General features: G+C 50.6%; 23 protein-coding genes. 4 read left to right on the top strand and 19 right to left on the bottom strand.

What is annotated here, in order from left to right:
- The first annotated feature begins 217 nt into the window (after nt 1–217).
- Nucleotides 218–1549: a DNA polymerase IV gene (locus IE073_RS01175; RefSeq protein ID WP_189580208.1), complete on the top strand. Its 1332-nt coding sequence runs from the start codon at nt 218–220 to the stop codon at nt 1547–1549.
- 2 nt (nt 1550–1551) lie between these two features.
- Here IE073_RS01175 and IE073_RS01170 read toward each other — a convergent pair whose 3' ends face one another.
- Together IE073_RS01170 and IE073_RS01165 are read right to left on the bottom strand one after the other, a co-directional pair.
- Nucleotides 1552–2238, bottom strand: a complete 687-nt coding sequence (locus IE073_RS01170; protein ID WP_189580205.1) for a metal-dependent hydrolase — start codon at nt 2236–2238, stop codon at nt 1552–1554.
- A gap of 24 nt (nt 2239–2262) precedes the next feature.
- Nucleotides 2263–2763, bottom strand: a complete 501-nt coding sequence (locus tag IE073_RS01165; protein WP_189580202.1) for a thioredoxin family protein — start codon at nt 2761–2763, stop codon at nt 2263–2265.
- Between the two features lie 60 nt (nt 2764–2823).
- Between IE073_RS01165 and IE073_RS01160 the strand changes: the two genes are divergently transcribed.
- Nucleotides 2824–3471 (top strand): S1 family serine peptidase, encoded by a 648-nt coding sequence (locus IE073_RS01160; protein ID WP_189580199.1) that lies wholly within the window; start codon nt 2824–2826, stop codon nt 3469–3471.
- On the opposite strand, the gene IE073_RS01155 is transcribed toward IE073_RS01160, so the two are convergent.
- The 3 genes from IE073_RS01155 to IE073_RS01145 form a co-directional block, all read right to left on the bottom strand.
- Nucleotides 3449–3739, bottom strand: coding sequence for a DUF1330 domain-containing protein (locus tag IE073_RS01155; protein ID WP_189580196.1), 291 nt, complete (start codon nt 3737–3739; stop codon nt 3449–3451). The two genes, IE073_RS01160 and IE073_RS01155, sit on opposite strands and share 23 nt — an antisense overlap.
- Nucleotides 3740–3748: 9 nt before the next feature.
- Nucleotides 3749–4165 carry an MAPEG family protein gene (locus IE073_RS01150; protein ID WP_189580193.1) on the bottom strand — a complete coding sequence of 139 codons (417 nt, stop codon included), beginning with the start codon at nt 4163–4165 and terminating at the stop codon, nt 3749–3751.
- Between the two features lie 124 nt (nt 4166–4289).
- Nucleotides 4290–4499, bottom strand: coding sequence for a cold-shock protein (locus IE073_RS01145; RefSeq protein ID WP_189583660.1), 210 nt, complete (start codon nt 4497–4499; stop codon nt 4290–4292).
- A 413-nt stretch (nt 4500–4912) separates the two neighbouring features.
- Here IE073_RS01145 and IE073_RS01140 point away from each other — a divergent pair, with 413 nt between their 5' ends.
- Complete coding sequence (locus IE073_RS01140) at nt 4913–5671, top strand: helix-turn-helix transcriptional regulator (RefSeq protein WP_189580190.1); 759 nt, start codon at nt 4913–4915, stop codon at nt 5669–5671.
- Between the two features lie 18 nt (nt 5672–5689).
- Here the strand turns inward: IE073_RS01140 and IE073_RS01135 are convergent, their stop codons facing one another.
- From IE073_RS01135 to IE073_RS01080, 12 genes are all read right to left on the bottom strand, one after another.
- Complete coding sequence (locus IE073_RS01135; RefSeq protein ID WP_189580187.1) at nt 5690–6049, bottom strand: hypothetical protein; 360 nt, start codon at nt 6047–6049, stop codon at nt 5690–5692.
- Nucleotides 6050–6228: 179 nt separating this feature from the next.
- Entirely contained in the window at nt 6229–6723 is a 495-nt protein-coding gene (locus tag IE073_RS01130; RefSeq protein WP_189580184.1) for a cupin domain-containing protein, read from the bottom strand.
- Nucleotides 6724–6819: 96 nt separating this feature from the next.
- Nucleotides 6820–7686: a mechanosensitive ion channel family protein gene (locus IE073_RS01125; RefSeq protein WP_189580181.1), complete on the bottom strand. Its 867-nt coding sequence runs from the start codon at nt 7684–7686 to the stop codon at nt 6820–6822.
- A gap of 269 nt (nt 7687–7955) precedes the next feature.
- Entirely contained in the window at nt 7956–8282 is a 327-nt protein-coding gene (locus IE073_RS01120; protein WP_189580178.1) for a hypothetical protein, read from the bottom strand.
- 663 nt (nt 8283–8945) lie between these two features.
- A complete protein-coding gene (locus IE073_RS01115; protein ID WP_189583657.1) occupies nt 8946–9152 on the bottom strand; it encodes a cold-shock protein in 207 nt (68 codons plus the stop codon).
- Nucleotides 9153–9399: 247 nt separating this feature from the next.
- Nucleotides 9400–9828 carry a BLUF domain-containing protein gene (locus IE073_RS01110; protein ID WP_189580175.1) on the bottom strand — a complete coding sequence of 143 codons (429 nt, stop codon included), beginning with the start codon at nt 9826–9828 and terminating at the stop codon, nt 9400–9402.
- An 869-nt stretch (nt 9829–10697) separates the two neighbouring features.
- Nucleotides 10698–11231: a hypothetical protein gene (locus IE073_RS01105; RefSeq protein WP_189580171.1), complete on the bottom strand. Its 534-nt coding sequence runs from the start codon at nt 11229–11231 to the stop codon at nt 10698–10700.
- On the bottom strand, nt 11224–12030 hold the full coding sequence (locus IE073_RS01100; RefSeq protein ID WP_189580169.1) for a TIGR04255 family protein: 807 nt from the start codon (nt 12028–12030) through the stop codon (nt 11224–11226). The genes IE073_RS01105 and IE073_RS01100 overlap by 8 nt, the downstream gene beginning before the upstream one ends.
- A 188-nt stretch (nt 12031–12218) precedes the next feature.
- On the bottom strand, nt 12219–12557 hold the full coding sequence (locus IE073_RS01095; protein WP_189580166.1) for a hypothetical protein: 339 nt from the start codon (nt 12555–12557) through the stop codon (nt 12219–12221).
- Between the two features lie 76 nt (nt 12558–12633).
- Entirely contained in the window at nt 12634–14505 is a 1872-nt protein-coding gene (thiC, locus tag IE073_RS01090; protein ID WP_189580162.1) for a phosphomethylpyrimidine synthase ThiC, read from the bottom strand.
- Nucleotides 14506–14915: 410 nt separating this feature from the next.
- On the bottom strand, nt 14916–15470 hold the full coding sequence (locus IE073_RS01085; RefSeq protein ID WP_189580159.1) for a SixA phosphatase family protein: 555 nt from the start codon (nt 15468–15470) through the stop codon (nt 14916–14918).
- A 199-nt stretch (nt 15471–15669) separates the two neighbouring features.
- Nucleotides 15670–15915, bottom strand: a complete 246-nt coding sequence (locus IE073_RS01080) for a hypothetical protein (protein ID WP_189580156.1) — start codon at nt 15913–15915, stop codon at nt 15670–15672.
- Between the two features lie 269 nt (nt 15916–16184).
- On the opposite strand from IE073_RS01080, the gene IE073_RS01075 reads away from it, so the two are divergent.
- Nucleotides 16185–16610: a BLUF domain-containing protein gene (locus tag IE073_RS01075; RefSeq protein WP_189580153.1), complete on the top strand. Its 426-nt coding sequence runs from the start codon at nt 16185–16187 to the stop codon at nt 16608–16610.
- Here the strand turns inward: IE073_RS01075 and IE073_RS01070 are convergent.
- A complete protein-coding gene (locus IE073_RS01070; protein WP_189580150.1) occupies nt 16607–17488 on the bottom strand; it encodes an alpha/beta hydrolase in 882 nt (293 codons plus the stop codon). The two genes, IE073_RS01075 and IE073_RS01070, sit on opposite strands and share 4 nt — an antisense overlap.
- Nucleotides 17489–17538: 50 nt before the next feature.
- Nucleotides 17539–18711: a DUF8838 domain-containing protein gene (locus tag IE073_RS01065; protein WP_189580147.1), complete on the bottom strand. Its 1173-nt coding sequence runs from the start codon at nt 18709–18711 to the stop codon at nt 17539–17541.
- Nucleotides 18712–18760 lie beyond the last annotated feature (49 nt).

The following is an 18760-nucleotide window of genomic DNA, read 5'->3' as shown; positions in this document are numbered from 1 at the left end:
TAACATATTCCCGTTTCACCAAGGTAGGAGCTGCATCTTATTTTGCACAGCTTGATCTTATACTTATGACCCACCCGTAGCAGAATATCCTTAAGCCTTGGTGTGTTGGTCGGTTACACGTGGTTAACCATAATCGGTAGGATGTGCTCTTACCCACAGCGTTTCCACAAAGGAACATTGCGTGAACATTGTAAAGATTCCATAAAGTATCCAGAAGATGTCAGACCCTACAAAGATACCACGACTATGTCGCGATTGCGGCGGCGCAGTACGCCTTGGCGAAAACTGCGACGCGTGTGGGGCACAACGCTCTATCGCACATGCAGAAATCAACATGCTTTCAATTGCCCATGTGGATTGCGATGCTTTTTATTGTTCTGTCGAAAAACGTGATGACCCGACCATTCGCAATAAACCGGTTGTCGTAGGCGGCGGACGACGGGGCGTCGTTTCAGCCGCCTGTTATCACGCGAGAGTCTATGGCGTTCGCTCTGCAATGCCCATGTTCCAAGCCCTCAAGCTTTGTCCAGACCTTGTCGTGGTCAAGGGTCACATGGATAAATATGCTTATGAAGGCGGACGAATTCGCGACATGATGCGCGCTCTGACACCCCTGGTCGAGCCACTTTCAATTGATGAAGCATTTCTCGACCTCACGGGAACAGAACGTCTGCATGGACGCAGTCCCGCACAAAGCTTGATCAAATTACAATCCGACATCGTGAGAGACATTGGCGTGACGGTCTCGATAGGCCTTTCCTACAATAAATTTTTGGCGAAGACGGCCTCTGATCTCGACAAGCCAAACGGCTTCGCCATTTTAGGACATGCGGATGCCCAAGATTTTCTGGCGAAACAAACTGTAGAGTTCATTTACGGAATTGGGCCTGCTTTCGCTGCCAAACTGGGACGCGCGGGATTACGCACCATCGCGGATGTGCGGCAGAAAACGGATAAGCAAATGGCCGAGCGCTTTGGCGACAATGGTCTGCGCCTCGCTCGCCTTGCACGCGGGGAAGACTATCGCCGCGTAAACCCTGTAAGTGATCGAAAATCAGTTTCGGCGGAAACGACATTCAACACGGACATCGCGGATATAGAGCAATTAAAAGACAAGCTGTGGGGCGTGTGTTTGAAAACTGCTGATAGATCTAAGGCGAAGAATTTGGCGGGTCGCACGGTAACCCTCAAACTTAAAACGGGGCAGTTCAAATCCATAACGCGGCGACGAACCTTACAACAACCCATACAATTAGCCGATGCCATTTTCTTCGCTTTAGAACCCCTATTAGAGGCAGAGGTCGATGGGTTTAAGACTTACCGGTTAATCGGTGCAGGTATCTCTGGATTGTCGGAACCCGTCGGAGATGTCGCTGATATGCTGGACACCAAGTCCGCCAAACGTGGGTTGGCAGAACGTGCCAGTGACATTGCCCGCGCCAAATTTGGCGCCGATGCCGTGACGACAGGTCGAGGCCTACGGTTACGTCAGGCCAAGGAAAAGAACATTGCAGAAAGCTTGCCGAGCAAACCTCGCGCGGATGATTAAAGCTAGCGAGGCGTGCGATATCTCTCAATCCACGCAATCCACAGCCCAAGCAGCGCATATGTGAACAACATCAAACCACCCAGCGCCACACCATGTGGACCTGCTATGGGGTCAAAATTTCCCTGTTGAACCTGCAAACCAGGCACCAAAATAAAGGCATATTGCAGAGCCGTCATGAAAACGAATATTGCCGCCAGCCCTAGGACACTGGACCGAGGACCTGTCGTGACTCGCATCCAATAAAGAAAGGCTGCGCCTAATAAGCCAATCTCGAGGACAAAAGCGACAATTGGTAAATTCCAAACGCCGAGCCCGAATTCAACTCCGCTACCCGGCCATAGTGGTAGATCAGGACGGTGAACGATTAGATCGAGGATCCAATGAGAGAAGACCAAGCCAAAAACAACCCAGAACCCGCGTGCACCAGATTTCGGACGCAACAGTTTGAACAGAAGGCCACCTAACAGTGACCAACCCAGAGCGGTCACCAAACTATGTGAATACGGAATTGTAAAAAGTGGCGCACCGCCAACCATGCGCGTTTCACCCTCGATCCCGACAATCACGAAAAGAGCAAAAATGACATCGATGAATTGAACCGCCAAAAATCCGGCCCATAGCGGCACGAGAACTTCGCCCTTGCCGCGTTGTGTGTCCCAGACCGCAGGTCCGTAATGCCCCATGAACATGGCCGTGCTCCCTCTAAGCTTTTATTAGTCCGATGTCCGCGCAGGGGTCAAATTTGCGAAATAGGTGTATATGTCGTCTTCATCGCGACTGGCTGCATTGCGCCAGGTTGGCGCAGTTTCGAGATTTTTGACCCTGCCCGCAGTGTCCGTCACGAAAACTGTCGGCGTTCCCACCACCTCATCCAACCCAAATCGTCTCGCAATGTCGATATTGCGGTTCTTCTGCCCCACGTCCACATAACGTAGAACGAAGTTCTCCGACAAAAGGGTTTGGAAACGCTCAGTCTCAAACCATCCCGCAAGTGCGCGGCTATCATGACACCAATTGGCCCCCATCACGATGATTGCGTTTTTATCGGAGCTCGCCGCTTCGATAAGTGCGGCATCTACATCTGCTGCGGCGTCTCGCGTCTCGTCATATAAACGCGCTTCAGGATGTTCCGCAGCAAAGGCCGCGGGCGTTTGAGTGGTCGAGGTGCAAGCCACCGTGAGACCAGCAAGGAGAAAGAGGCAAATAAATTTCATAACAGCGCCTAACATGGGAATCAGTTGCGTGACTAGGTCTGGCGGGGTCTACTCACTCTCATGTCATTCTTTCGTTTTTTTCGCCGCACAAAACCGGCTATCAAGCAGCCCGCATCCGAAAATCTATTAGATCACCCCGCCCAAATGGATCCCATTGGTGCAACCCGATCTAACGAGCTGGACGTTCGTCGATACTTCCACAATCAGCAACACTTCCAATGTTATACATCATGGTTCGCGCATTGGGACGGATGGATAAGCGCGGGACATTGTCTGACAGAAGCGCAGGACCACCTACCCGATTTTGTGGAAAGCCAGTCCATTGTGAAATGGCCCGATGGATTAGACGCGGCCTTGGTTGGATGTCGCCTACCTCAGACACGGCCTAAAGATCCTGTAATCGGTCAGGAGGTCATCATGCAGGGTTTCCCGGCCGGTTCACGCAATATGGAACACCGCGCGGGTCAGGTTTACTTTGAACGTAGTCCTGGCCAATGGATCGCCCATATTTTTGATCCAGACGAACCCGTCGTCACAGGCATGAGTGGTGGCTCTGTCTTAGATGCCAAGACTGGCCGCCCTATCGGTATCATCATCACACGTAACAGTCCTGCCGACCTCAACAATGATCGCGACCCCGATGAAAGCGCAGACTTCATTGCGCTGTCATCAGTTTGGGATGCCGTTAAAGTGCAGGCATCCGTCTAAAGGTCACCATCCGCATTTTCGCCCCGGCATCCCGGTGCTTCGCCGCCGCTTGATAGTCTGGCAGAGCAAAGAAATGTCTCATGTGCGCCTGATCTCTAAACTCAAGTAAGATCGCTTTCTCGCCATCTATGCCCGAAAATTTAGCCGTCTCATCATTTCCCAAAACCTTGACCCCTTCACGCATGAAGATAGGTGTCGATAGCTCAACGTAACGATTATATTCCGCCTTATCTGTGTATTCGGCAGTCGCAAAAACAAAGGTCGACATTGGTATCCCCTAGATAAGCACCATCGCCACAATGGCGAATAAAACGAGCGTTGAGACTGAGAACAGTCCAAAGCGAAGCATAACTTTCCCGGCACTCACCTGAACAAAGCTATGTAAAACACGCAGCGCGACATAGGCCCAAGCCGCATAGAGAATAGGCGTCGTCATTTGCGACGTCAGCGTGATGTAAAACATGAAAGCATAAAAGATCGTCGGCTGTTCCATTAGATGGTTATAATTATGCGCGGAGGCCTGAACACTCAGCGGGAGCTCTTGTTTCCACGGGCCATCCGGGGATTTGGCTGTGTCAGGATCGATCTTGGCTTTCTGCATGGCGGGTATCCGCCGCGCATACATAAGTGCCCAGATCAAAAGCGTCCAAATAATGAGCGCCAGTACCGGCGCCAAAAATGTCGTATGTGTCATGTGTCTCTCCCCAAAGTTTCTTAGAGCCTAACCCATAAAAAAAGGTCCTGCACGGCTTATCCGTGCAGGACCTTCAAACAAATTCGCTGACTGAGAGAGTGATCCCTAAGGTCTGCGGAAAAGGTTAGGCCATATTGATTGTTTCAACAGCTGTCTTGCCTGTACGCTGATTTACAGCCGTATTAAATGTGACCTTGTCACCTTCGTTGAGGCCTTGAATGCCGGAGCTTTGCAAAGCTGTGATATGGACAAAAACGTCGTCGCCGCCATCATCTGGTTGTACAAAGCCGAAGCCTTTTGTGGTGTTAAAAAATTTGACCGTACCGGCCTTCATTTCGTCTGACATGGGTATTCCTTTCACGTCGTAGTAATGCGCGACCATCAAGCGCAGGTCGCTCGGGATTGTCGAAAAAGGTATACAAAGCGTACGCAGTAGGACGCGCAAATATTATGACACGTCTAATCTGGCCGGTCGTCAGGCCTGTTCTCGATAGGGAATATATGGGCTTTCCCCTGTGGATAAGCAAGTGAAGGTTTCACGACAGTCGGGATGTTAGAAATTTGCAAAATCAAATTTAATGTTATCCCGCGCGCTAAATTTAGTCGCCTATCCGCAATTTTCTGAGGGGTGTGTCTGACGGTGTACCAATCAAGATACGGACTGATGGTATAACGTGACTCCCTGTTTGAGATTTACAATTACGCTCAGGCTAGACAGTTAACAAGTAGTCAACTATAGGTAAAGGAATGACGCCCTTGGGAAGCCTTCCACTGATCGGCGATGAGCCCACGATTTCCAATGAACGCTATATGGCAGCGATCAACGCTCTGAGTTCGGCCGAAAGTGTTGAAGTCTTACGGCGCAGACTTATCCGTCATCTCTCCATTAAAACCGCCAGTTATCATCACATTCCTGCTGTCGGTTCTTATAATTTTGAGCGTCTGAACCGATATTTTGCATATAACGTGCCGTCCGAAGTGGCAGAGTATTTTGACAGCGACGCCCCTCAGAATGATCCTGGGATGCACTTTGTTTTCTCTCAAGCTCGGGCCATGTGGTTGTCAGAACTTGCAAACACGGAGGAATTCGCACTGCAAAAGCACAAAATTAGACTTCAAAACGCGCTAGAATTCATTGGTGATTGCCTTGCTATTCCCCTCTTTGGCCCTTTCCATCGTCGCGGATATTTCGTTCTCTGTTTCGACAAACCTCGCGAATTTTTCGATGATATTTTCCAATGGCAAGTCCAGTCTATTCTTCAGGCGCTCCACCTTCGGTATTGTTTGGTCGTCGAAAACATTCGAGTGTCAGCGCGCCTCACGACCCGGGAAAGTGAAGTCTTGGAACTTATTACTTTCGGCAAAACGAATCCGGAAATCGCTACGATACTAGGTATTTCGCCCAACACCGTGACGGGTTACGTCAAAAAAATATTTATAAAATTAGACGTGCAGGATCGTGTAACGGCCGCATTACGGGCAAGCAGTTTTAGCTTAGTCACCTAATAGCTAGGCAACCTAAGCTCAAGCCGCGAGCCAAGTCGCCTCGATGCAACGAAAGATATTCAAAACTAATCGGTCGGCTGGGCTTCTTTGAGCCTGATCAATGGCACCAGAAGCGTTTAGCCAGATATCCATCAACGCGATCATGTCCTCTTTGGATTTTACCGGTGTCCGGGCCGCTTGATCAAGAAGATGCCCTTCAAAGTCTAATAGGACACCTTCACGCGCATCCATGTCCGGATCGTCATTCAGATCGCTAGGCATGTGATCTGCGCATTCTCGAAGTTCCTCGACCGTACCCAAGTAGAGATGTCTCAAATTTGACAAAGAGAGTGTGAGCGACTCATGTTTGTCAGAAGGCGTTAGGACGTGGGGCTTCATAAGCGATTCCTTTTCGTGTTGATGGTAGTTTACAATGACAAAAGGATACAACTTATGATAGCCCACGATCAGCCCCCTATATATGGGGGGGACGAAATGCCCGGCCTGTTAGTCACGCTGAGTTTTTTCAGACGATCTGATCCCTGACGTGAACGTTGCTCCCAACTCGCCTTGAAACGCTAATCAGTTGCCCGCGTGAGCTTGCCGATTATTTCCGTGTGTTCAGGATGAGCGCTAGAGAGTGACGCTCGGTCCGCTAGCTCGAATCCTGCAAAATTGAAACCCGGCGAGACCATGCATCCGACCAGCGCCCAGCCTGCTTTACCCAGGGTTGGTGTAGGCACGCTGGACCCGAACCAGACATGTGGAGGGACAACCGCTTGTAGTACTTGCCCGGCCTCACTGTCGGGTCCAATTCGAATTTCTGAATAAGCGCCCAAGGCGTCAATCATGTGAACGGTGAGCGGATCACCCCCATGATAATACCAGATTTCTTCGGCGTCTAAACGATGAAAGTTGGAGGAGTTATCATGGGTGAGCAAAAATAAGATCGATGTCGCAGCAGGTCGGCCATTTGGGAGTGTCTGAGATGAGACAAAGGTCTGCCGATAATACCCACCTTCCGGATGGGGCACTAAACCCAACGCGGCAATTTTCGTCTCTATTGATGTCATGAATTCTGCCTGCCCTGATTATGACGCGGGCTTTTTAAAATGAAAACACGCCCACAGGGGGCGTGTAGTGAGTTTACGTGTTGAGTAAAAGAGGCCTTATTTAGAGTCCAGTTCGACACTGATTGGGTAAGGAATGGTGATCCCTCCCGCATCGAAGGCTTCTTTGACCGCTTTGTTCAAATCGAACATTACGTCCCAATAATCGTCTGAGTCCGTCCAAACGCGGCTTTGCAAATCGACGGAGCTTTCGCCCAGTCCGACAACCTTGACCCATGGCGCAGGATCAGCGTGCACCTTCGGATGAGTCGCAGCCGTTTTCGTGACGATGTCCATCGCTTTGTTGATGTCATCTTCATAATCGATGCCGAAATCATTATCGACACGGCGTGTACCCTTGGACGAGTAATTTTGAATCGTCGAACCCCAGACGTCGCCGTTTCCGATGATGACGTGCTTGTTATCCACTGTCGCCAGCTCTGTTGTGAAAATTGTCATCGCTGTGACAACACCTTCTTCGCCGACGAGTTTGACAAAGTCACCGAGTTTGTAAGGACGGAAGAGCATAAGCATGACGCCTGCAGCGATATTTGAGAGCGTGCCCTGCAAGGCCAAACCAATGGCCAAGCCAGCCGCACCCACAAGGGCAACAAGAGAGGCAGTTTGTACGCCAACCTGCCCAATAGCAACGACGCCGACAACGGTCATGATCGCATAGCGGACCATTGACCCTAGAAATTGAGCGAGCGTCTCATCGACATTTGGAGCTTTGAGTAAACTCTTTTTCGCGACTTTCCCGGCCCAGCGCGCGATCTTAAAGCCAATCCAGACGACGACAAAGGCTGTGAGGAATTTTAACACATAAGGCAAAGCTGTCTGGCCGTATGCCACGAGGGTATCCAAGGAGAGAAACTCCTTCGCCGTTTCTGCCGCGTCTGCGACCTCGCTTACTACATCATCTGCCATGATTATCCCCTCATCCGAAAAGTTAAATTGAAGGACGCGCGTATCTGACGTTAAATGAATGTAATCTGAAACAGGTTTAGAGACTGAAGCTTTCTAATTTGCGGTGCTGCCTCTTGGGCTGTCTTGGACATTTCGTGCGGATTGGCGCGCTCTTGTTTCGACATCTTCCCCATGTTCTTTCGTGCCGCAGATTTTACGACAAACCCCAAAAGTCGCGACTCGCAACCTTTGGGGTTCTGGTAGATAGATGCTGACCTGTGTCGGACAGCCTAGTATGTAACGCCAGGCGATTGACCGCCGCGCTGGATATCGCCAGCAGTTTTACGGTCGGCTGCCGCGCGCTCGTCCCAGACGTCTTGTGTTGCGCAAATTTTCTTTTTGAACTTAGATCCGACAACAGCTTCACGTTTGCAAATCAGGCGGCTGGAATCTTCAGCAGAGGCTGTCTCTGTTGGTGCGTCAGTCATGGCTGTCGTTTTAGCAGATGTCGTCGCGGCAGGTGCGGACGCAGTTTGCGTCGCCGGCGTGGCGCAGGCGCTGAGGCCCAAAAGCGCGGAAGCGCTGAGACTGATAAGGGTAAATTTCATTGATGGCATATGGCACTCCTTCAAGGGGGGTTTTGATTGGCCCTTGTTTTTAAGCGGAGATTTATAAATTGCAATCGCCCATGCGTGACGGTCAGATATACAGATCGGACGAGGGATTCATTGGGCATGGGAATAGGCTGACTGCCCAATATTAGGTCAGCCGCGAGGTAATAAAGCGGGACAGTCCGCGTGTTCGATATTCGCGACGGAATACCAAAATAGAAATAATGTTTTACGCAAATATCGGGAACTGGGTGGTAAATCCAATTCACGAACACGCGGCAGTGGTTTTTGAAGAAGCGGCCAGTCATAAACCCCCGAGTTCAGACACTTGGACTGACGGGTCGGCTCTCACTCCTAAAGTCCCGGCACACTCGGATGTCTCACCACCCAACGCTCAGACCCACCGTCTCCCGATACGGCAGGTGAGCTCCTACCTGTCCCGTGTCCGAAAGAACTTAAGCAACATATCACAGCTTTTGAACGCGGGGATCAATCTCTTAAAATTGGGTCCAAGCCACTGAAAACGAACAGATTCACGTTTCCATAATCACGGAAAGACTTTAAAAACACCGCCCCAAAATGAAAAACGCGCCGCCTCCCCTTGGGGAAACGACGCGCTTTCTAATCTAACGAGAGCTGACTAGGTCAGCCTTCGAAACATCAAATGGCTTATGCCATTGTGATGTTATCGACAGACGTTTTGCCTGAACGCTGATCAATAGCTGTGTCGAAGGAGACTTTGTCGCCTTCTTGCAAGCCGTCAAGGCCGCCACGCTGAAGAGCAGTGATGTGGACAAACACATCGTCGCCGGATTCTGGCTGAATAAAGCCGAAGCCTTTTGAAGAGTTGAAAAACTTAACAGTTCCGGTTCTCATATCTGACATGGGTATTTCCTTTCACGTCATTATTTTGCCGAAGCTCCAACATGGAGCGGTGGCGGAGTCGATGTCGGGAAGATTCATACACATAGTCACTGCGAGCGTCGGCCCCCTTTGGACGGGGAAACGATCGCAGATAAGTAAGCCAGATTGTTCGGCCTTAGATCGATAACCAGCATATGGTCTTATTAAGGGTGGATTACAACCCCTAGCGTGATCCGATTTAGCCAGCCATTTCAGGCCCCTATGCCGCCAACATCTCAGGGTCCAAATAGGCATCAGCCATAATTCGGACCTTGGCGGACAGGTTGTCTGGCCAGGCCGACTCTAACGACGCCGCCGTCAATTTCCGCACAGAGCGGCTAAATTCAAACGCCTGCCCCAAGTTCAGCCAAACGGAATAATCGTTAAATTCGCGCGTCTGAATGGGACGTTGGACATGAAGCAGGATTTTCTGCGCGAGCGGGTCGCGGTTCACAGATTGAAAATATTTTGCGATAATCTCTTCGGGCCCTTCGGTAATCGCCAGTGCCTTTTGCCGATTGGCAAACACGCGCCCCGTAATGCCAAATTGCTCACAAATTTTCGTGCTCATCGTTGACGTATCAAACGCGTTCTGCGCCGATAACTCCGTCATCAGAATGGAAGTGTATATATATTGAACTAGCGCCATACGCGAGGCCCTAACGGAGGATGGTTTCATTCACGTTCCGAAATGTGGTTAATGGGATGTTTATCTGGCCCACATCAAAGCGATCTTGATGTCCAAACAAGAGTCGTGACAGAAAAGCCCAGCGCGAGGCAGAGCGGAGAGTAGTAAACTGGCTCAATCCCTTAGGTTTCCCCCAGGCGATAAAGCCATCCTCTTCGCCCCCTACACACGCGGCGTATCCATTTCTTTGGCGATGCGTCGTAGAAAGCGGCTCCGCGCCGAATATCCGATGTGCCGAGTGTGATATATCCAATCATGATGCGCCCTCCGTTTCGGCGTTCGTAACATGATGGAGATTGGCGGTTTTGGCTAGGTGGGTTGGGACTAACGGGCCATTTTAGGCCTTAACATTATTGCCTTTAAAACGGAGAGAGTTCGCTATCGAAAGAGTTACTGTGTTGAATTTCAACAAAAAGTATGTTTATCGAATGCTCACACCTTCGATCTCAACATGCCAAACACATGACCTGTGAATAGATCTTGTCTGACCGCCTGTCATAGGTTTAGGCCCGTCCTCCACACGCCAAATCTGTCCATGAGCTTCATTTTCAGGTAAGGGGTCACATCCGACCAAAAGGCTATGTCCTCTTGGAATGCTAACAGCGAATTGTACGGATCCTACATACGGACCAGACTGATAACTTTCCTCGCTAACAATCTTCTCTATATCTATACTCATCCCGCGATGAGGGTCTCTTTCCTTCGACGAGCTTCGGAATGCGCCAGAAGATATTCTTCCATTCTTAATCTGGCCCTCGGGGATGCCGCGGATCAAAAGATCATCATCAACTATTTCTCTCGAATCGTGAGGAATAACATTCCTCGCGTCATCATACGGCAATGGCTCTGGCATTATTCAACTCATGAACACGCTTAAACCAGTTAACTAGAGGCCTAATATTTGTTTGAATTTCAGAACAATCTATTTCCATAGACTCATCAATCATATCATCCGATGAGTAAAACATCGCTTGGATTGGCTCATCAGAGTCAAAGAACAGTTCTATAAAATAAGAATCCAAATGCCATTCCGCTTGCAGCGCTCCACCCGAAACAGGGACAAGATATGGTGAGGATGGAATGTACGACCTTATTTCAGCGCTGCTATTATCAACAATTTGTTTTAACGAATTAAGGAGGTGTAAGCCCAATTCAGCATTTTCAAACGATACAGCAGGACTACCATAACCATCCCAATCCTCCGATAAGTTGCAAAGTGAATTCAGCTCCGTTCTCAGATACGCATCCCAATCACTTCTGCTGTTGTGTATAATCAACCCTCCGACGTATTCAGTCTTTGCGGGGTTAATCAAGCCTCTATCGGTGGACTCTTTATAAACAATATCACTTAAAAGACTAACCACGTTGGCTTTCTCCAAATTGCTTTCGACCAAGATCGCTCAAGCTTTTAGAAAAAGTGGAAACGATTGCATGATGACCACGATCTAAAAACGGAGCACAACCATCAATGCCACTAAGTTTAGGCTTGCCCCTGAAAGTTAAAGATAATTTTAAGTTACGACTTTCTCGTATGTTTCCAGCCACATCAGGGGCCAGAGAAAAAACAGTTTGAGCCTCCATGTAGAGCCTACCAACCTCTTCTTCATTTGTAAGCCTTTGACTCGTAGAAAATTTCACACCTTCATGGTCTTGAAATTCAGAAATATCTAAGAAGTTAAATGATTTGAATCCGTCAAGATTGTCATCAAGTATATGGTTCACATATTGAATACCACATTGCGTGATTTTGGGAATAAGCCCGCCCGTACGCTCAACAATTTTTCTAAACTGATTAAACTTATCGAAAAACGCCGGCTTTAGTTCATCGTACCGAGGATAACCGCCATCGTTTTGTCGGACCCAAGTAGCAGAGAACCGATTGTTTTGGACAACTACTGATATTGTTCGATCTTCCGAAATCAACCGGCAAGCCAATTCGGGAACGCCATGAGCTATTTTAAAGTGCTGAACTGAATTTTTTCGGGCTTCCGTTTCCGCAGAGACTTCAACAAATGGGACTTCTTCCAGACTGAAGCCTCCGTAGGCCTCTTTCAGCTCAAGACAATTTGAAACCAACTTAACAACATTAAGTTTGCTAATTGGGTCAAAGTGTAAGGCCATAGTGACCTCTTTGATAGGAGCGTTGGAATATTCTTTAAGCATAGCTCAGCCTGTTATAGAATCAAAACCAACATTACCACGCTCTTATAAACCGTGGACCAAATTGCAAATGAAATGAAAGCAATCCTTACCCCTCAGTCTCCAAATAAATCTCGCCGCTAAGGCCCCCGAACTTCTCGGACATCTCATCCATGCCAGCTAAAGCTTCGTTAGGTCGGAAGCCCCCCCCCCTAATTCGGGCGGGTTTGTTGTGACGATCTGCGGTGGATGTCTCTGAACTGTTTGCGGTTCTCGGTGGCGACATCTTCCCATTGTTCGGCGGTCCCGCACAGGGTGCGCGTGAAACGGGAGCCAACGATCTCTTGCTCTTTGCAGATTTGGTCTGCCTCTGCATCGGCAGCTTTGACGTAGTTGACGGTGAACATGGGTTCCGCGCCATTTGGCGTCGTGGCAACCGCCGTTGTGTTGGCCGCAGCGGCGGTTGTGGTCGTCGCGGGCGTGGCACATCCCGCGAGGATAAGCATGGCCCCGGCACAGAGCGTCAGCTTCAAAAAAGTCGTATAAGGCATAGTTTCGTCCTTTCGTTATACAGCTTTCATGCGGCCGAAACGCGGGCGTGGCAAGGTAAACACGCCCGCAGTGGGTTTACTCCGTCTCTAGATAGAGTTTTCCGCCCAGTTCCTTAAACTTCTCGGACATCTCATCCATGCCTTTTTCCGCTTCGGCGGGGTAGAGCGTGGCTTTCTCATTGTCACTGAGGTTTGCCGCATATTCACGGACTTCGCGGGTGATTTCCATGGAGCAGAATTTTGGTCCACACATCGAGCAGAAATGCGCGGTTTTATGCGCATCTTTCGGCAAGGTTTGGTCATGGTAATCGCGGGCCGTTTCAGGGTCGAGCGACAAGTTAAACTGATCTTCCCAGCGGAATTCGAAACGCGCACGAGACAGTGCATCATCACGCAGCTGCGCCGCAGGATGCCCCTTAGCGAGGTCGGCAGCATGGGCGGCGAGCTTATAGGTAATCACGCCGACTTTGACGTCATCGCGGTCGGGCAGACCCAAATGCTCTTTCGGCGTGACGTAGCACAGCATGGACGTGCCGAACCAGCCGATCATCGCCGCGCCAATTCCCGAAGTAATATGGTCATAGCCCGGTGCGATATCTGTGGTGAGCGGTCCAAGCGTGTAGAATGGCGCTTCGTGACATTCCTTGAGCTGCTTATCCATGTTCACTTTGATCTTATGCATCGGGACGTGACCCGGGCCTTCGATCATGACTTGGCAGCCTTTTTCCCACGCGACTTTGGTCAGCTCGCCGAGTGTTTCGAGTTCCGCAAATTGTGCGCGGTCATTGGCGTCGGCAACTGCGCCGGGACGCAAGCCATCACCGAGGCTGAACGTCACGTCATAGCGGCGCATGATGTCGCAGATTTCTGGGAATTTCGTATAGAGGAAGCTTTCCTCGTGACGGGCCAGCATCCATTTCGCCATGATCGAGCCACCGCGCGAGACAATCCCGCAAACGCGGTTCGCCGTCAGATGGATATAGGCCAGACGCACGCCCGCATGAATGGTGAAATAATCCACACCCTGCTCGCATTGCTCGATCAACGTATCGCGGTAAATTTCCCACGTCAGGTCTTCGGCGACGCCGTTGACCTTTTCCAGCGCCTGATAGATCGGCACAGTCCCAATTGGGCATGGCGCGTTGCGCAAAATCCATTCGCGCGTGTTGTGAATGTTTCGGCCCGTGGACAGGTCCATGACATTATCCGCGCCCCAACGTGTGGCCCAGACCATCTTCTCGACTTCTTCCTCCACAGAAGACGCCACAGCGGAGTTGCCGATATTGGCGTTGATTTTGACAAGGAAGTTACGGCCAATGATTTGCGGCTCCAGCTCGCCATGGTTGATGTTACATGGGATGACTGCGCGGCCGCGCGCGATCTCGCTGCGGACGAATTCTGGTGTGACGAAGGCTGGGATGTCTGCGCCGAAACTCTCGCCGCCGTCTACGCGGTCTTGCGCACCTTCGACGGCTTGTTGACGGCCCAAGTTTTCACGCTCGGCGACATAGATCATCTCTTTGGTGATGATGCCAAGTTTCGCGAATTCATACTGCGTGACAGGTGCATCCCCAACGCCGCGCAAGGGTGTGTTTCTGACAGGGAATTCGCGGGCGAGGAAACGGCCTGTTGCGCCGCCATTGTCTTCGGGCTTCACGTCGCGGCCTTCGTAGAACTCAACGCCGCCGCGCTCGACAATCCAATCAGTCCGTGGACGCGGCAGGCCTTTTTCGACGTCAATCGTGACAGACGCATCAGAATATGGCCCCGAGGTGTCATAGACTTTCACGTCAGGCTCATTCGCAGACGGATGCAAGGCGATAGAGCGATGCGGGACCGACAGCGTGGGGTCCGCCGCAGGATGCGTATAGACCTTGGTCGACGCAGGCAGCGGGCCTGTTGTCACAACAGGGGTTTGGAATTCAGCTTGGTTGACGGGCTTGTTCATGATTTAACTCTCTCTGATATTCGTTTGAAGCCAAATTTCATCATCGGCCATAAATTTGGGGATTGAGTGGAGCGCGAGAGCATGACTGGCGTTTTCTTTCGTAACCAGTTTGTCCCACGTAACTTTGAAAATTCCGAGTAGCTTTCTTGGCAAATTTTGTGTGCAAAAAATTGTGATTGTTCCGTCCAAATTAGGACACAAATGCAAAAAAGTCCCAGCTCGTCGTACTAAAATCAAACCTGGCGGACAAATTTCACCCGCTTCTTGCTCTTCAAGTCTCGACTTCAGAGCCAATTCGCTGTCCCAATCGTAAGCTGTAAACAACTCCACCATTTGTTGAGCCGATTTCCAAGGGCCTTCAGCCTTAATACTAAGGTCCGAGCTTTGGATCGAGTATGTTTTCTCCAAACTCACTTCTCATCCGCAACGTAAAGCGTGCCAAATCGCGTCATGTAGGACACAACAGGTTCATCTGGCGATGTCGTGACCCAATAGAGGCGGTCATATTCGGTGGCTTCGACAATCTCCGTGCCGCCGTCTCCGCCGAGCAATTCGGTCAGTTGCGGTGTCGTGTTGCTGTGACCAACAACCAAATGACGCCCCGGTGTGGCTTTCAACTTTGCCGCCATGGCTGGCAGATCACTCGGGTCGTAGAGCTCAACGTCTAGGCCGAGGCGCTCTGCCAAGGGTGCGGCGGTATCGCGCGTGCGTTTGGTATCGCTGCTGTGGACATGGGTAAGCTGCTTATCCGCAAGCAAATCAGCAAGGACCTCAGCGCGAGCCTCTCCGGCTTCGGTCAGGGCGGGATCGTCTTTACTCGTCGTTTTCTCGGCGTGACGCACAAGGTAAACACCGTCAATACCTAGGTCCGCCGAAGCTTCTGCGACAGGCATGTCAGTCTTGGGCGCTGCGCAGGCCGAAAGCCCAAATAGTGCGACGACCATCAAAGTGAGAAACTGTTTCATATCCGTCCTTCAGTCATGCGGACGGATCGCGGGCGTTGCCGTGATCACCGTCCTTCCGCCCATTCCTTGCAAGCAAAGTCCGGGATCAAGTTCAAAGGGTGCGTCTCAACTCAATGAAATGGTATAGGCCACATCATCAAAGTGCCCCTCGGCTGAGTCGGTTGTGACAGACTGTCGGTATTTAGGCAAGCTGTGGCGGTCAGTTACGCGGTGTCTCCATACCGCGACCCAAGCGCCCACGCGCGTCACATTTGCGCAACCAAAGAAATATACCGCAGACGATGATACTCGTTATCGCGATAAGTCCGAGGAAGTGTTTTAAAACCTCGGGAAATTGAATCAAAACCCCGAAAAATCCAGAGACAATTGTCAGGCATGAAATGCAGATGACGATGGAATATCCAGCGAGAGCCGCAAGCGCGAAAAATCCGGGTGAGTTAGACATTCGGTTCATTCGGCCTTTCTTGAAGCCATCTCGCTAGGCTAAGCCGCACTCTAGCTCAGCCCTCTAGATCCAGTTACATCTCCTACGGGTATGACACCCCCGTGCCACTATCGCAATTCATTTACTGGACTTTAGCCTTAACCGATATCTTCGGAATAAAAACTGGAGAAATTGCGCATTTTTACAACGCCGTAACCTCGAATTTACTTTTAACAGATACACGAAACCTTCACTCGGCGTGGGGCCGAAAAAATTTAGGGTGCCCACACGTGGTTTTTCAACTCATCTATACTTGCGGGTTGTCCCGAGACGTCTCCAGCGAAGAGCTAGAGGAAATTGCAAATTCTTCTCGCCGACGTAACAAGACGCGCGGAATCACTGGGATTCTTCTCTACAAAGACGGGTCTGTTCTCCAAGTTTTGGAGGGAGAACGCAGCGCAGTACTGTCACTTTATAAAAAAATTGCCTCCGATCCACGTGTAGGCAATGTCATTGTGTTGATCCAGCGCGTCGCCGCAAAGCGCGAGTTTGCAAATTGGTCGATGGGATTTAGAAGTGCAGATCAAACCGAACCAAAGACAAATGGAGCCTTCAAACTCTGTGCGGAATCTTTTCCATATGCCCTTCCCCAAAACCCTAGCGTCGAGGTAGGTACAATCAGTCGGACGTTTGCCCGCGTAACGGGCTTGGTCTAGCGACAAAAATTGCCACTTTTGGGCAAGCCATCAATGAAAGTCACGATATCGGCCTTCAATGTTGTGCCACCGTCGAAATGACGTGAAAGCACTTTAACAACATCTGTGTGGCTCTGCCCGGGATAAACTTCAACAGTGGCTTGACCGCCGCGGGCGACAACTTTCTCAGCCAGCGCTTTAGAGTTTTCCGGATAAACGGTTGTATCGCTTTCCCCATGACCGAGGAACAGGGGTGGCATAGGATTAGACACATTGTTCAGCGCCGCGTCTTCACCTTCAAAGCGCTCAGGGAAGATTTGGATAAGCCGTTCGCTCTCCAATGGTACAATGCCAGTTGGCGCGGCTAAGCTAACGATACCGGCGACACTGGTGCATAATTCTACGCCCTCCATCGCCAAGAACTCGTCACGCAGTCCCAACATCAACACGTTATACGCGCCTGCGGAATGACCCATCAAAACGATAGGACGCCCAGCAAATTCCTTCGCTGTATAGGCTACCGCCGCCGCGTTATCTTCCAAAAAATTGGGGAACGTCGCTTCGGGATATAGGCGATAATTCGGCAAGACGATGTCATAGCCTTCGCGGGTGAACCCTTCCGCCAGAAATTTATACATGTCTTTCGAACCGCTATCCCACGATCCCCCGTGAACAAACATCAAAACAGGGGCGCCTGCTTTTGGATCTTCGGCGCGATAGATATCGAGCGTGTCGCGTTCGCCATCGCCAAAGACGACATTCTTCGTTTTATCGAAAGATGACGATGGCGTGATGCCGTTCAGAACTGTGACGGGCGCACAGGCGGCGACACCAATCCCAGCGGCGAGAAGAAGAGCGAGACGTTTGGAGCGGAACATGTTCATGATATCCTTACGCATGAGACGGCCAAATTGATCCCGCCCCATGACAATTTTTATTCAAGGCCGCCCTAGCAGCAGGACGCGCTCTGGCTTGGGTCCGTCGTCAGCTTTGGCGCACCCTGCTTTGTTTCTTGCGGATCACGGCGTCGGACACCGCAATCTTCAGTTGGCCATTCGATGCGGTCGGTGATCGCAACACTCGGCTCGATAGAGAAAAACATATCGGCATAGGGTTCACGCTGCATCAGTTTGAACGTCTTCTCGCAGACCGCTGAGCGTTCGCCGCGCATAAAGACATGGCCGTCATCATCTTGCACCTGACGCCAGGGGCCTTTGTAAATGACGGCTTGGTTCTTCTCCAAACATTCACCCTGCTTGCCCTTATAGGCGAGATATGTTGCGGAGCGATATTCAATGCCTTCGACGATCTGCCAAGGCTCGGCCTCAAATTTATCCAGCGTAATCCCGTGGAAGTCCGCCTCTTCCAGCGCCGTAACAAATCCAAGCTCAGTCAAGGCCCCAGAGATGCAGCCAGACCAGAGACGCGCGTCTTGCTTTAACGCTTCGGGGCTATCCTCATCAGAAATGATATCAGAGACAGCGACACGACCGCCGACTTTCAAAACGCGAAACATTTCCGCGAAGAGCTGCTTCTTTTTAGTATCAGAGACGAGATTCAAAACACAATTCGAAACAATCACGTCAACCGAATTATCGGGGATCATCGTCATTTCGGATTTCAGGCGCAGGATTTCAGCGTCCATCCGCTCCATGTCTTTGGCAGACCCAACGGGGTTCGCCGCCAACCATGTATCCAAGGCATCTAGGTCAAGTTTTAAATCTTCAATATGGCCACGACGGAATTCAACATTTGAATAGCCCACGCGGTCGGCAATAATCGGGGCATTCTCACGGGCCAATGCCAGCATTTCATCGGTCATATCCACGCCAATGACGCGGCCTTTGGGCCCAACGATTTGTGACGCGATAAAGCAAATTTTACCGCCGCCAGAACCAAGGTCCAAAACCACCTCGCCTTCGCGTACATAGCGCGAAGGGTCACCACAGCCATAATCGCGGTCCAAGACATCTTGTGGGATAATTTCGAGATATTGCGGATTGTAATCAACAGGACAGCAAAGCGCCGCTTCGACAGCCTGCGCCCCCGCGCCATAACGATCTTGGACATCATCCCGAACATCGGCGTTCGTTGCGTCTACGTTTTGAAAATTGTCGTCCATGAAAATACCTCGTCGTTCAGGCGACGCTCTTACCTCTTGAGAGAGAAAG

It is taken from the genome of Litorimonas cladophorae (assembly GCF_014652455.1).
GTDB classification, from domain to species: Bacteria; Pseudomonadota; Alphaproteobacteria; order Caulobacterales; family Maricaulaceae; genus Litorimonas; species Litorimonas cladophorae.
This window is presented reverse-complemented; position numbering and strand designations above follow the sequence as displayed.

Coding starts and splice junctions, on each gene's coding strand:
- IE073_RS01135 (WP_189580187.1), bottom strand. CDS start 6,049: ATGAAGCCCCACGTCCTAACGCCTTCTGACAAACATGAGTCGCTCACA.
- IE073_RS01120 (WP_189580178.1), bottom strand. CDS start 8,282: ATGCCATCAATGAAATTTACCCTTATCAGTCTCAGCGCTTCCGCGCTT.
- IE073_RS01150 (WP_189580193.1), bottom strand. CDS start 4,165: ATGACACATACGACATTTTTGGCGCCGGTACTGGCGCTCATTATTTGG.
- IE073_RS01065 (WP_189580147.1), bottom strand. CDS start 18,711: ATGGACGACAATTTTCAAAACGTAGACGCAACGAACGCCGATGTTCGG.
- thiC (WP_189580162.1), bottom strand. CDS start 14,505: ATGAACAAGCCCGTCAACCAAGCTGAATTCCAAACCCCTGTTGTGACA.
- IE073_RS01175 (WP_189580208.1), top strand. CDS start 218: ATGTCAGACCCTACAAAGATACCACGACTATGTCGCGATTGCGGCGGC.
- IE073_RS01115 (WP_189583657.1), bottom strand. CDS start 9,152: ATGAGAACCGGAACTGTTAAGTTTTTCAACTCTTCAAAAGGCTTCGGC.
- IE073_RS01160 (WP_189580199.1), top strand. CDS start 2,824: ATGTCATTCTTTCGTTTTTTTCGCCGCACAAAACCGGCTATCAAGCAG.
- IE073_RS01145 (WP_189583660.1), bottom strand. CDS start 4,499: ATGAAGGCCGGTACGGTCAAATTTTTTAACACCACAAAAGGCTTCGGC.
- IE073_RS01085 (WP_189580159.1), bottom strand. CDS start 15,470: ATGAAACAGTTTCTCACTTTGATGGTCGTCGCACTATTTGGGCTTTCG.
- IE073_RS01125 (WP_189580181.1), bottom strand. CDS start 7,686: ATGGCAGATGATGTAGTAAGCGAGGTCGCAGACGCGGCAGAAACGGCG.
- IE073_RS01070 (WP_189580150.1), bottom strand. CDS start 17,488: ATGCGTAAGGATATCATGAACATGTTCCGCTCCAAACGTCTCGCTCTT.
- IE073_RS01165 (WP_189580202.1), bottom strand. CDS start 2,763: ATGAAATTTATTTGCCTCTTTCTCCTTGCTGGTCTCACGGTGGCTTGC.
- IE073_RS01110 (WP_189580175.1), bottom strand. CDS start 9,828: ATGGCGCTAGTTCAATATATATACACTTCCATTCTGATGACGGAGTTA.
- IE073_RS01095 (WP_189580166.1), bottom strand. CDS start 12,557: ATGCCTTATACGACTTTTTTGAAGCTGACGCTCTGTGCCGGGGCCATG.
- IE073_RS01140 (WP_189580190.1), top strand. CDS start 4,913: ATGACGCCCTTGGGAAGCCTTCCACTGATCGGCGATGAGCCCACGATT.
- IE073_RS01155 (WP_189580196.1), bottom strand. CDS start 3,739: ATGTCGACCTTTGTTTTTGCGACTGCCGAATACACAGATAAGGCGGAA.
- IE073_RS01100 (WP_189580169.1), bottom strand. CDS start 12,030: ATGCTTAAAGAATATTCCAACGCTCCTATCAAAGAGGTCACTATGGCC.
- IE073_RS01130 (WP_189580184.1), bottom strand. CDS start 6,723: ATGACATCAATAGAGACGAAAATTGCCGCGTTGGGTTTAGTGCCCCAT.
- IE073_RS01170 (WP_189580205.1), bottom strand. CDS start 2,238: ATGTTCATGGGGCATTACGGACCTGCGGTCTGGGACACACAACGCGGC.
- IE073_RS01080 (WP_189580156.1), bottom strand. CDS start 15,915: ATGTCTAACTCACCCGGATTTTTCGCGCTTGCGGCTCTCGCTGGATAT.